Source organism: Pseudomonas sp. NPDC089741 (genome assembly GCF_044748825.1).
In the GTDB taxonomy this organism is placed as follows: Bacteria; Pseudomonadota; Gammaproteobacteria; order Pseudomonadales; family Pseudomonadaceae; genus Aquipseudomonas; species Aquipseudomonas helmanticensis.
The window spans coordinates 464281-476999 of sequence record NZ_JBIVGT010000001.1; the positions used below are offsets into that span (position 1 = coordinate 464281).

7 protein-coding genes are annotated in these 12719 nt (G+C 60.8%); 1 reads left to right on the forward strand and 6 read right to left on the reverse strand.

Annotated elements, in window-relative coordinates; all coding sequences use genetic code 11:
- The first annotated feature begins 75 nt into the window (after window positions 1–75).
- Complete coding sequence (locus tag ACIPZE_RS02040; RefSeq protein WP_129393779.1) at window positions 76–300, forward strand: YgdI/YgdR family lipoprotein; 225 nt, start codon at window positions 76–78, stop codon at window positions 298–300.
- A gap of 90 nt (window positions 301–390) precedes the next feature.
- Here the strand turns inward: ACIPZE_RS02040 and ACIPZE_RS02045 are convergent, their stop codons facing one another.
- From ACIPZE_RS02045 to ACIPZE_RS02070, 6 genes are all read right to left on the reverse strand, one after another.
- Window positions 391–765 (reverse strand): hypothetical protein, encoded by a 375-nt coding sequence (locus ACIPZE_RS02045; RefSeq protein ID WP_400770918.1) that lies wholly within the window; start codon window positions 763–765, stop codon window positions 391–393.
- 255 nt (window positions 766–1020) lie between these two features.
- Complete coding sequence (locus tag ACIPZE_RS02050; protein WP_400770921.1) at window positions 1021–2874, reverse strand: polyurethanase; 1854 nt, start codon at window positions 2872–2874, stop codon at window positions 1021–1023.
- A 334-nt stretch (window positions 2875–3208) separates the two neighbouring features.
- Window positions 3209–4897 carry a polyurethanase gene (locus ACIPZE_RS02055; RefSeq protein WP_400770924.1) on the reverse strand — a complete coding sequence of 563 codons (1689 nt, stop codon included), beginning with the start codon at window positions 4895–4897 and terminating at the stop codon, window positions 3209–3211.
- A gap of 58 nt (window positions 4898–4955) precedes the next feature.
- Window positions 4956–8033: an autotransporter domain-containing protein gene (locus tag ACIPZE_RS02060; RefSeq protein WP_400770927.1), complete on the reverse strand. Its 3078-nt coding sequence runs from the start codon at window positions 8031–8033 to the stop codon at window positions 4956–4958.
- Between the two features lie 163 nt (window positions 8034–8196).
- Complete coding sequence (locus tag ACIPZE_RS02065; protein WP_400770930.1) at window positions 8197–11151, reverse strand: autotransporter domain-containing protein; 2955 nt, start codon at window positions 11149–11151, stop codon at window positions 8197–8199.
- A 198-nt stretch (window positions 11152–11349) separates the two neighbouring features.
- The gene (locus ACIPZE_RS02070; protein ID WP_283436512.1) at window positions 11350–12717 is read right to left on the reverse strand and encodes a TolC family outer membrane protein; all 1368 of its coding nucleotides are present in this window, start codon (window positions 12715–12717) and stop codon (window positions 11350–11352) included.
- Window positions 12718–12719: the final 2 nt, after the last annotated feature.

Consider the following 12719-nt stretch of genomic DNA (forward strand, 5'->3'; position numbering starts at 1 on the left):
CGGCTGAGTGGCACCAACCGCGTTAGAGAACCGACAATGCTCGGGATCACATCGCATGAGGAATTAGAGGTGGGTATGAATATCAACAAACTGGGCATTCCCTTGGTAGTCGCCGCGCTGCTGGTGCTGGGCGGTTGCTCGACCCAGACGGTGGTGACCTTGCAGAACGGCACCCAGTATTTGACCAAGGACATGCCGAAGACCAAAACCAAGGACGGCTTCTATGAGTTCGAAGATATTTCCGGTGCCAAAGTGAAAGTCCGCTCCGACGAAGTGGCCACCGTGCGCAAAGAAGACTGACTCCGCTTCTGTAGGAACTGCCGAAGGCTGCGATCTTTTGATCTTAAAACACAAGATCAACAGATCGCAGCCTTCGGCAGCTCCTACAGGTTATTCGAAGGCGGGCATGCCTGGCAGGCTGTTGTCGCAGCGCATGTAGGTGCCGCCACGACGAGCCACTTCACCCTGTAGACGCTGGCAACGTTCAAGGTCCTGTTGGGCCATGCGGTCGATGCTCAGGTTGCCGGTGGTTTGCGGCTGCTTGCCATCGCCCAGACGCAGGGTCACGAAGGGCTGTTCGGGCTGGATCTGAAAGCGGCTTTTCTCTTCAACCGGTTCAACCACTTCGGTTTTGGCTGGCGCCGGCAATTGTTCGTTGGTGACGCCGTAACGGCTCAGTATCGAGCTTTGAGGCAGGTCGGCCCAGGCATTGGCTGACAACAGTGCCAGCCCCAGCGTACCGACATACCCCTTGAAACCTTTCACGTGTGAATCTCCTGTACTCAATAACGGCTAGCTATAGAACGTGCGCGCACGTGCTGGCTTTAGGCCGTATCCGTTGTTTTCGCAAGGGTTTGAGTCAGGGAGTGGCTATCGAGTCACTTTAAATACCTTGTGGCGAGGGGGCTTGCCCCCGTTGGACTGCGAAGCAGGCCCCTATTGTCTGAAATGGAACGGGCCCGCTTATCCTCCCGACGGGAGCAAGCCCCCTCGCCACAGGTATTGGTCAGCACATCAATATCAGGCGATGACGATGCCGTCGGCACTCAGACTATTCAGCGCCACACCGACCAGCGTCACCGAATCATTGCCAAACGTCAGCACCGTATCGTGGCCGACCGTGGCGGCATGCGCGCGGAAGTCATCCGTGGGTAACACACCCTGCACGCCAAGGAAGATCAGTTTGTCATTCGCGGTGTAACCGACCACCCGATCCTGGCCGAATGCGCCGTTGAACAGGAACGTATCCGCCCCGCCACCCGACTCCATCAGGTCATTGCCGGCACCGCCGACAAACACATCGTTACCCGTGCTGCCGATCAAGTGATCGTTACCGTCGAGGCCGAACAGCCAATCGCCACCGGCATGCGCCTTGAGCGTATCGGCACCGCTGCCACCCTTCACGCTCGACTCGTACGCCGTGACATTGTTGCCGACCTTCAAGCCGCTGGCGGTGACGCTGTGAATCACGTCGTCCTTGAACAGACCCCAGAGGAGCCCCGGCTCCTTGGTGACGATGCTGCCGATGTCGCGGGTGATGCTGATCCCGCCGCTGGCGTCGCGGATGTACAGATTGCCGGCGCCGTCGTTGGCGAAGTCGAACTTGCTCACCGCCTGCTGCAAGTCGAGGGTATTGCTGCCCTGCCCGCCCAGGATGATGTTGTAGCCGCCGCTGTCACGGAAGGTGTCGTTGCCGGCGCGGCCTTCCAGATAGTCGTTGCCGCTGCCGCCCTGGATCAGATCGTTGCCGTCGCTGCCGATGATGAACGTGCTGCCCTTGTGGGTTTCGGCGTTGCGGTTGAGATCCTGCACCCAGGTATTGGCGCGCGCCGGATCGGACAGGTTGGCGACGATGATCGTCGAGTCGCGGCTGGTCAGGTCGTAGAACTTCGAGTCGAGCACGCGGGTCATGCCGTCGCCATAACCGGTGGGCAGGTGTGAAATCCACGTCGGAATGTTGAGGATCGAGTACGGCAGCAGATTCCACGCGGTCGAGGCGTAGTGATCGTTGAAGCTGACGATGTTGTCAGTGGTCGAGGCATGCGGCGCGTCGTGCACGCCGACCGAGGCGCCGGTGAAGGTCGAGCCGTCGAGGGCACGAAACACCGGATCGTTTTCATAGCCGACGTTGAGCACTTTGTCGGTGCCGCTCTGGGTTGGCGACGCGTAGGCAATGTAGTTGGCGTCGGTGAAGAACCCACCCCACTTGCCGCCGCTCAGGTCGGCCATGCTGTTGACGGCCAGGCCGCCGAGGCTGTGGCCGCTGACCAGGATGTCCTTGCCGGTGAGGCCGTTGGCCTTGGCGAAGGCCATCACGTCATTGAGCAGATTGCCGAACGCCTCGCCGACGTAGTTTTTCGCGTAGTCCTTGGGACCGAAGGCCGCGAGCAGATCGTTGATCACGTCGCCGATCGAGTCGCCAATGAGGATTTCTCGTGGGCCGCTGGTGCCGCGAAAGGCAATGCCGAGTTCGGTGAGATGGCCTTGGGCGTCGTACTTGCCGAGGATTTCCACCTGAGCGCTGGTGTAGCCGGCCTTCTCGCCGAAAAAGGTTCCGCGCGCATCGGTCTTGCCGTCATAGCCCAGTTGCGAGGCAGTGATCGGCGTCCAGCCGGCCGCTTTTACCGCATCGAGAGCGAGTTTTTCCGAATCGGGATTCCATGGAATGCCGGGAATCACGCCTTGCGAATCGGTGCCGCCAATCAGCGCGGTGACCAGTGTGGCTGGCAGGCCGATGCCGAAACCGTTGTGCTGATAACCGGCGGCAAAGCCGTTATCGAGGTTGTGATAGGAATACAGCGTGATCGCCATGGCATCGCTGAACAGCGCCTTGGAATCCGCCGTACCGAAGTTCTTGTAGTCATACACACCCATTGCTATTGCCTCTCTCTTTGTTGGAATTGTTCAGAGATAGCTCACAGCCAGGGCGCCCCTCACAGAGCGCTCCGGAGCATTTCAAACACCACATGCAAATCCCCTGTAGGAGCTGTCGAGTGCAACGAGGCTGCGATCTGTTGATCTTTAAAAACACATCAAAAGATCGCAGCCTGCGGCAGCTCCTACAGGGGCTGTTGGGGTCAGGCGAAAACAAACGACGAATCAAATCCCCTGTAGGAGCTGTCGAGTGCAACGAGGCTGCGATCTGTTGATCTTTAAAAACACAATCAAAAGATCGCAGCCTGCGGCAGCTCCTACAGGGCTGTTGTGGTTAGGCGAAAACGAACGATGAATCCGACAGGTTAGCCACTCCCACCCCGATCAGGGTCACGGCATAGTCGCCAATCTTCAGCACGGTATCGCCGCCGGTCTGCGCCACATGCTGCTTGTAGTCGTAGCCCTGCCCCGCGCCTTCGACGCCCATGAACACCAGCTTGTCGCTGCCCTGATAGCCATTGATCGCATCGAAGCCAAACGCGCCGCTGAACAGGAACGTGTTGTTGCCACCAATCGCCGTCATCACGTCGTTACCGGCGCCGCCAACGAAGGTCACGTGGCCCTTGTCGCTGATCAGCTTGTCATCGCCACCGAGACCGAACAGCCAGTCGCCATCAGCCGTCGCATGCAACGCGTTGCCGTAGCCATCACCGCTCAGCGAATGGTTGTACTGCGTCAGCTCATTGCCATTGGTCAGCCCTTTGGCCGTCACACCCCAGGTGATTTCCTTGCTGCCCCACCACGAACCCGACTCCTTGCTCACCAGCGCGCCGATGTCGCGGGTCATGCTGATGCCACCGTAGGCGTCGCGCACATACAGCGTGCCGTCGCCGTCATTGGCGAAGCTGAAGTTCTGCAATGGCTTCTGCAGCTCGAAGGTGTTGTGGCCCTGGCCACCGAGGAGGATGTTGAAACCGCCGTCATCGCGGAAACGGTCATCGCCCGCGCGACCTTCAAGGAAGTCGTTGCCCGCGCCACCCTTGAGCCAATCGTTGCTGTCGGTGCCGATGATGAAGGTGCTGCCGGTGTGCGGCTCGCCACTGCGGCCGAGATCCTCGACCCAGGTCTTGCCACGGGACGACGCTTCCAGGTTGGAGACGATGATCGTCGAGTCCTTGCCGGTGAGGTTGTAGAACTTCGAATCGATCACCCGATTCAGGCCATCGGCATAGCCCAGCGAGCCGTGCGCCGACCAGCTCAGCGGATTGACGATGCTGAACGGCACGAGGTTCTGTGCGGTGGACGCGTAATTGTCGTTGAAGTTGACGATGTTGTCGGTAGTCGAATCATGCGGCTTGTCGTGCTTGCCCATCGACGCGGTGCTGAACGTGGTGCCATCAAGCACACGAAACACCGGGTCGTTCTCGTAACCGATGTTCAGCACGTTGTTGCCGGTGCTGCTCTGGGTTGGCGAAGCGAACGCGATGTAGTTGGCGTCCTTGAAGAAACCACCCCAGTTGCTGCCACTCAGTTCGGCCACGCTGTTGACCCCGAGCCCGCCGAGGCTGTGGCCGCTGATCAACACGTCCTTGGCAGCAATGCCGTTGGCAATGGCAAACGCGGCGACGGCCTTGAGCAGATTGTCGAAGGCGTTTTTCGCGTAGTCACTGGCGTAATCCGACGGCCCGATCGCCGCCAGCAAGTTGTTTTTCATGTCGCCAAAGGTATCGCTGTAACTCAGCCCACCGGTGCCACGAAAGGCCACGCCGATGCCGATCAACTTGCCGGCAGCGTCGTATTTGCCCAGCACCTCGGCTTCGGCGCTGGTGAAGCCGTCCTTCTCACCGAAGAACGTGCCCTGCGGCCCGACCTTGCCTTGGTAAGCCAGCGCGGTCGCAGCCACCGGTGCCCAGCCCGTGGCCGGCAAAGGCTGGCCGGTTGGCGTGTAGGCATACAGCGTCAGTGCGATGGCGTCGCTGTACAGCGCTTTGCCATCGGCATTTTTGTAATCGAACAATCCCATGTTGTGCTCTCTCTTCCTTTTAAAAAACGGCAGTTCCGTGGGGAACTGCCGGCGCTGCCTAGAACTGCCAGTCGAGCGTCAGGCCCACACCATGGTCCTTCTCGTTCGAGCCGATCAGCCCGTTGTAATCAAGGTTGACCCGCACATCGCGGTTGAGCGCCAGACCTGCGCGCACGCCGACCACGGCGGCGTCGCGATCCATCGACACGCTCTGCACGGTGAACGCGCTGTTGCCATTGGCAAACGCCAGATGACTGTCAGCGTCGACATCGCTCAGGTTGTGCTGCCAGCCCAGGCTCGCACCCAGCTCCAGTTGATGCTGGTCCGACAGGGCAAAACTGCGCTTGGCGCGTACGCCGAGTGTCGACAACAGCACATCGCGGTTGTCTTCGCCACCTTTCAGCGCGGCGGCATCACCTTTTTCGGTGAAGCTCTCGGTGTTCAGGTGCACGTAGGACAGGTTGGCGAACGGCTCAAGGTTCATCGGTTGCAAGCCCAGATCGTAAGCGGCTTCGGTGAACAATTGCGCGGTGGTCGCGTCGCGTTTGGTCTTCTGCTTGCCGCTGACATCAGCGAATTGCAGATCACGTTTCGCGTCGATGCGGTGCCAGCTATAAGCGCCGCCAACGGTCAGGCGCAGGGCATCGATCTGATGTCCCAGATACGCACCCAAGTGGTAGCTATCAACCGAGGCCGACGAATGCGTGCCGCTGCCCATGCTCAACGAACTGTCGCTATAACCAGTAACGAAACCCAGCCGGGTATCTTCAGCAATCAAGCCATCGACACCGGCCAGCAAACCACCGATGGAGCTGGTCGAATCGGCGTATTTATTGCCGCCATCGCTGGTGCCCCACGAACCCAATACCTTGACCCAGGCATTGCTGCGATCGTCAGTCGGTGCATCGGCGTTGAACAGATCACGCTCGCGCAGACGTTCGCCGACTGCCTCACGCAGGTAACGACTGTCGTTGATCAACAGCGTGCCGATCGCCGGATGAATCTCACCGGACAACTGCTGGAAGGCTTGTTGCGCCGTGGCCGCATTGGGCGACAGCAGCAGGGTTTCGAACAACGCATTGCCCGCGCCGAGACGCTCGGCAGCCGCACCGACCGCACGCTGGTTAGGCGTCAGACCGACACTGGCGAACGATGCACCGTTGCGCCCGACCTCCAATTGCACACCACTGGCCGAGTACGCCAGGGTGCCGCCAAGGAACGCGTAATTGGGCAGCACCTGACCGAATTGGCCGTCGATACCGCCTGCCGCTTGCAGGATATTGAACTGCGTACCGAGCAGGCTTTTCACTTCGGTGGTGGTCAGCAGCGTCGGGCTGTTTTCCAGCGACAGACTGACCGTGGCACCGTCAATCAACGCTTTGCCACCGGCGACAATCTTGTCGCTGGCGGTTGGCGAGACTTCTACCGCGTAGGTCGAACCCGGTTCGAAGGTCACGTCCCCGGCAACATTCAGCGTGCCGATGGAATTACCCGGCGCAACCGTACCGCCGCTTTTTACCGACAACGCGCCGATGCGGCCATTACCGCCGAGGATGCCGCTGTCATTGACCGTGACCGCCGAGGTCAGCGAACCGTTGATTGCCAGGCGACCCTGATTGACCAGCGTCGGGCCGTTGTAGCTGTTGTTGCCGGTCATCACCAGCGTGCCGATGCCTTGCTTGGTCAAACCGCCATGGCCGGAGATGTCGTTGCGCCAGGTGTCGAGGCCGCAGGTGATGTCATTGCACACGCGCTCGGTCGGTTTGCCTTGATCGATGATCGCGCCAATGCCGGGCAAATCAGCAACAAACTGGCCGGAACCGTAGGCGCCCTGAATGCGGAATTCCTCGGGAATGTCCTTCTCGGTGACAAACATCGCCGGGCCATCGATGCCCTTGCGCAGGTTGATCATGCCCCAGCCGTACAAGGCGTCGATACCCGGTGCGCCGAGGTCGGTGGCGGTGGTACGCAACACCGTGGCGACCTGATCGCCGGTCATGTATGGGAAGCGTTCCATCAACACCGCCATGGAGCCAGCGACGTGTGGCGCGGCCATCGAGGTGCCGTTGTAATTTTTGTAGCCGGTGGTCAGGTTATCGGCGTTGGTGCCTTCGATGATCGAGCTGAAGATTTTCGTGCCCGGCGCCGAGACGCAGAAGCTCGCGGTGTAACCGCATCGCGAGGAGAACGTGCTCATGATGTACGGGTTGGCGCTGGCCAGATCCGGGTTCTTCTGCAACGCGGCGACGGTGATCCAGTTCGGCGCGATCTCAGGCACAAAGTAGCCGAGGCCGGCGATGGCATCCGGGTTATTGAGGTTGTAGTCGTTGCCGGCGGCGAAGATTGTCACGATACCGCTGCGAGCGGCGGCGATAGCGCCGTCATAAGCGCCACCGGGTTTGGTCCCGAGCAAGGTGCGGATTTCGTTGAACTGCAATTGGGCGTCGTTGACAGTGAAATGCGGGTAAGCCGGATCGCGGCCGCCGAGGTCGAAGCGGTCAGTGATGCCGATGCCCCAGCTGTTGTTGATGATCCGTGCGCCACTGGCAATCAGCGCATCCCAACCGGCCTTGTACACCGCGCCATCGTTACCGCGCACGATGCCGTCCTCCGGGCCCGGATCACCGTTGTCGGCGCTGATGATCTGCGCACCGAACGCGACGCCATGCATCGGCCCACCATCGCGACTGCCGGCGGCGATGCCACCGACGTGAGTACCGTGGGCGCCGAGCTTGCCGTCGGAGCCGACCGAGGGCGAGCCGTCATAACGGAAGGCGTCGCCGGCCTTCACCGGAATGTACGGGTCGGTGTATTCGCGGATACCGCTGGTGACCAGGGTGATGACTTTATTGCTGCCGGAAAACTCCGGGTGCGCGGCATACACCGGCTGATCGAAGATGCCCAGTTTCACGCCCTTGCCGGTGTAGCCCGCCGCGTAGGCGTGATCGGCACCGATGGCGCCCAGGCCCCAATCGGCCTGAAACTCGTTGCTGCGCCAACTTGAAGGATCACCGTTGCGCCCGTTTTCCACATAGCCAGCGGCATGTGCCGTGCCGATAGCGCACAGTACGGCGAACGTCAGGGTTTTGAGGGCAAAACGGCCACCCGTTTGCGCGGGGGTATTGTTGTTATTCATCCAGCGACCTTCCTTAGTGATGTTGCGAAAAATCCGTGTATCCAATTCATCCCCACATAACCTGTAGGAGCTGCCGCAGGCTGCGATCTTTTGCCTTTGATCCATCAAGGGCCAGATCAAAAGATCGCAGCCTGCGGCAGCTCCTACAGGGGGGGGTAAGGGGTTAGAACTGCCAGTTCAGGCTCAAGCCGACGCCATGCAGCTTCTCGCGATTGGCCAGTTGTCCGTTGTAATCGAGGTTCACCCGTACGTCCTTGCTCAGGGCCAGGCTGGCTTGTACGCCAACCAGCGCGGCGTCGCGCACCAGTGCCGAACTCTCGACGCGGTACGGCGTACCGCCGCTGGCGAAGCGCAGGTGTTGTTCGGCATCGATATCGCTCAAGCTGTGCTGCCAGCCGAGGTGGCCGCTGACGTCGAGTGACTGCCGGTTCGACAAATTGAAAGTCTTGACCGCACGCACGCCGAGGGTGCTCAACACCGCGTCGCGTTGATCGCCAGAACTTTTCAATGCGGCAGCGTCGCCCTTCTCGGTAAACCCTTCTGTGTCGACATGCACATAGGCCAGATTGGCGAACGGCTCCAGCGCCAACGGTTGCAGCTGCAGTCGATAAGCCGCCTCACCGAACACTTGCGTGGTCGCGGCATCGACCTTGGCTTTCTGCTTGGCGCTGACCTCGCCGTATTGCAGATCGCGTTTCACATCCGCGCGATGCCAGCTGTAGGCCGCGCCGGTACTCAAGCGCCAGGCACCACTTTCGTGACCGGCGTAGGCACCGAGGTGGTAGCTGTCGACCTTGGCCGAAGAGTGCGTGCCCGACCCCATGCTCAACGAGCTGTCGCTGTAACCCGTGACCAGACCGATGCGTGTCTGCTCATCGAGCGCGCCGTCGACACCGGCCAGCAAGCCACCGAGCGAAGTGCTGTAACCCGCCGTGTCATGACCCGAATCGGTAGTGCCCCACGCGCCGAGGGCTTTGATCCAGCCGTTGTTTTGCGCAGCGTTGGCATCGTGCAGACGCTCGCCGACCGCATCACGCAACTGACGACTGTCGTTGATCAGCATCGTCCCCATGGCCGGGTAGATCTCACCGCTCAGTTGCTGGAACGCTTGTCGTGCCGATGTGGCTGAGGGCGACAACAACAGGCTTTCATAGACCGAATTGCCGGCACCGAGGCTTTCGACGGCCGCGCCTGCCGAGCGTTGATTCGGCGTCAGGCCAACGCTGGCGAATGACCTCGTGTTGCGCTTGATATTCAGTTGAATACCGTTGGCGGCGTAGTCGAGGCTGCCGCCGATAAACAGGTAATTCGGCAGCACGGCGCCGAACCGGCCCTGAATCCCGCTGGCCGCTTGCAAGATGTCGTATTGGTGACCGAGCAGGCTTTGCACTTCGACGGTGCTCAGCAGCGTCGGGCTGTTTTCCAGCGACAGGCTTACGGTGGCGCCACTGATGGTCGCTGCGCCGCCGGCGACAATACGGTCGCTGCTGGTCGGCGACAGTTCCACCGCGTAGGTCGAACCCGGCGCGAAGGTCACGTCGCCGGCCACATTCAAAGTGCCGATGGAATTACCCGGCGCCACGCGCGCGCCGCTGTTGGCGAGCAATGCGCCAATCCGCCCGGAGCCGCCGAGGGTGCCGCTGTCGTTGACGGTCACTGCCGAGGCCAGCGAACCATTGACCGTCAGCAGACCGCCATTGACCGTGGTCGGGCCGCGATAGCTGTTCTCCCCTGTCAGCAACAATTGGCCGTCACCGGACTTGATCAGGCTGCCTTGATAAACCCGCGTGGCGGCCGCGGCATCACGAGCCATGCCGACCGCATAGTCGGTCTGATCCTGCTGGCTGGCGCTGGCCGGAATACCGTTTTGCCAACCGTTGGCCAGCAGGGTTTGCTGCCAGGCGCTGTGCTCGGCGAGGTCTTCGCGCTGGCGCTGGATCAGCGCCTTGTCGGAGATGTCATTGCTCCAGACATCGCTCTGCCCGGCCGGCAGATTGGCGTCGAACGCGCCGAGCAGTTGCCCCGGCCCGCGCATCGCCCGATTGAGGTTGGCCACGCCCCAACCGACCTGCCCGTTCGGCGCATCGGTCACCGAGCCATCCAGTTGCGTGGCGGTGGTCAGCAGGGTTTCCAGCGCTTGCTGGTTGTTCATGTACGGGTAGCGTTCCATCACCAGCGCCAAGGCGCCGGTCGCGTGCGGTGCCGACATCGAGGTGCCGGACTTGACCGAGTAACCGCCGCCGGGGATGGTGCTGTCGATCTTCGCTCCCGGCGTGGTGATGCACCAATACTTGGCGATGCCACACTGGTTGTACTTCTGCTGATTGCTTTGATCGAGCCCGGACACCGCGAGCCAATGCCCTTCGAGATCCGGCTGAAAATACGGCAGCGCCGAGCGCACGCTAGCGTTCGGGTACCCACTGTTGCCGGCGCTGAACACATTGATCACGCCGCGCTGCGAGGACACCTCGGCTGCGGCATCGAGCCAGGTGTCCTGGTTCCAGTGCTGGGCGTAGGCAGCATGCAGATCGGCGAGAGTTCGATAGCTGACGTCCGGCGGCTGGCTGCCCCAGCTGTTGTTGATCGCACGTACACCGGCATCGGCCAAGGCGTTGTAGACCGCTTTGAAATAGCGCGGATCGGGCTTGGGACCGAACAGGAAGCTGTCGTTCTTGTTGGTGTTGCCGACGTAGATTTGCGCGTTGTAGGCGACGCCGTGCATACCGCTGCCATCACGCGATGCACCCATGGTGCCGACCACGTGAGTGCCGTGTGAATCGTTGTTGGGGTTGAGCGTGCCGTCGACGTTGAACAGCGAACCATCGACGTAAGTGCCCTTGGCCAACACCGGGTGATAGCGGTCGGCCGCGAACTCGGGATGGGCGGCATCGAATCCGGAGTCGAGGGCGCCGATTTTCACGCCTTTACCGGTGATGCCCGCCGCGTAAGCCTGATCGGCCTGCATACGACCGAGGCCCCAGTCACGGAGGAATTCGGCGCTGCGCCAACTGCCCGGATCGCCGGGTTTGCCGGTTTCCAGGTATTGCGCCTGGGCCTGGGTTGTCGAAATCACAAGCAGCAGGGTACCGACCGAGATCGGCTTGATGCGTACGTCCATGTTCACCACTCACTTTCTTATTGTTGTGCAGGTTCTGACTCATGCCGCGAACATCAAAAGATCGCAGCCTGCGGCAGCGCCTGCAGGGATGTGTTGTGCTACTCAAACCTCATCGTTGAAACCGTCATGCAGGAGCTGCCGAAGGCTGCGATCTGTTGATCTTGCTTTGCATAGATCACAGCCATCAGGAGGTCGCTGTCATTGGGTTTTCGGCACCTGGCCAAACGCTTCGTCCACTCGGGCAAGGTCCTGTTCGCTCAAGGTTCCGGCGTAGTAATGCAATTTCGTCCAGGCCATCAAATAGTCGTACCGCGCCTGCGCCAGATCGCGGCGGGTAGTGAACAGCTGTTGCTCGGCGTTCAGCGCATCGAGGTTGGTCCGCTCGCCGCCAAGAATGCTCTGCTTGGTCGACACCACCAGCGCTTCGGCCGAGGTCAGCGCTTTCTGGTAAGCGCGCAGTTTATTGACCCCCGACAGGCAGGCACTGAACTGCCGACGCAGTTCGATCAAGGTCTCGCGAGTCTTGCCGTCGAGTTCGTACTCGGCCTGCTCCATGGTGCGGCTGGCCTGACGCGTCGAGGCCGAAACCCCACCACCGGCATACAGCGGCACGTTGATTTCAATGCCGATGGTGTTGGTGTCATAACGCTGGTTATAGGTGTTGCCGCTTTCCGACTCGTTCTGCCGCGCCGACGCGTAAGCATTGACCTTCGGCAGGTGCCCGGCTCGATTGCGCTCAACCTCGTAACGCGCCACTTCCACAGCCTGACGCTGCGACGCGAGGTTGGGGTTGTTGCTGATCGCCAGTTCGTGCCAGGTGTCGTAATTGGCCGGTTGCAGGGTGAACGTCTGGAAATCCTGATCCAGCGGCGCCAGATCCGTGATGTCCACCGCCGGCAGACCGACCAGCGCGCCCAGTTCACGCAATGCGGCGTCTTGCTCGTTGCGCGCCTCGATCTCCTCGGCGGTCGCCAGTTCATAGCGCGACTCGGCTTCGAGAATGTCGGTGCGGGTGCCCTCGCCCTGCTTGAACATGTGTTCGTTCTGCTGGAACTGCTGCTCGTAGGCCTTCTTCTTCGCCTGAGCGATGTCGATCTGATCCTGCGCAAACAAGGCCTTGGTGTAGTTGTCCAGCACGCGGACCAACAACTCCTGGCTCTTGCCACGGAAGTTCGCGTCGGCAAACAGCGACTGCGCCACACCCTTGCGATACGCCGCGTAGGCTTCGTAGTCGAGCAGCGGTTGCTGCACGGTCAGGGTCGAGCCGTAACTGCTGTAGTTACGTTCATCGGTACGATTGCGTGCACGCTCATCAAGGGACGTGGCTTTCGACGTGTTACGGCCCTTGTTGTAGTTGTAACCGATTTTCGGCAACAGCCCGGCGCGGCCAATCGCGCGGTTTTCCAGGCCGGCGTCACGCTCCTTGATCGCCCCGAGGAACACCGGGTCATTGCGCAACGCTTGTTCGTAGATATCGAACGGCCCCATGGCCGCCAGTGCACTATTGCCCGCCAGCAGCGCAAGCGCCGCCGTAAGCATCGAAAGCTTATTCATACAGCCGAACATCC

What these genes read in the sequence shown, in the direction of transcription:
- ACIPZE_RS02050 (WP_400770921.1), bottom strand. Translation starts at nt 2,874, where the DNA reads ATGGGTGTGTATGACTACAAGAACTTCGGTACGGCGGATTCCAAGGCG.
- ACIPZE_RS02065 (WP_400770930.1), bottom strand. Translation starts at nt 11,151, where the DNA reads ATGGACGTACGCATCAAGCCGATCTCGGTCGGTACCCTGCTGCTTGTG.
- ACIPZE_RS02040 (WP_129393779.1), top strand. Translation starts at nt 76, where the DNA reads ATGAATATCAACAAACTGGGCATTCCCTTGGTAGTCGCCGCGCTGCTG.
- ACIPZE_RS02060 (WP_400770927.1), bottom strand. Translation starts at nt 8,033, where the DNA reads ATGAATAACAACAATACCCCCGCGCAAACGGGTGGCCGTTTTGCCCTC.
- ACIPZE_RS02055 (WP_400770924.1), bottom strand. Translation starts at nt 4,897, where the DNA reads ATGGGATTGTTCGATTACAAAAATGCCGATGGCAAAGCGCTGTACAGC.
- ACIPZE_RS02070 (WP_283436512.1), bottom strand. Translation starts at nt 12,717, where the DNA reads ATGTTCGGCTGTATGAATAAGCTTTCGATGCTTACGGCGGCGCTTGCG.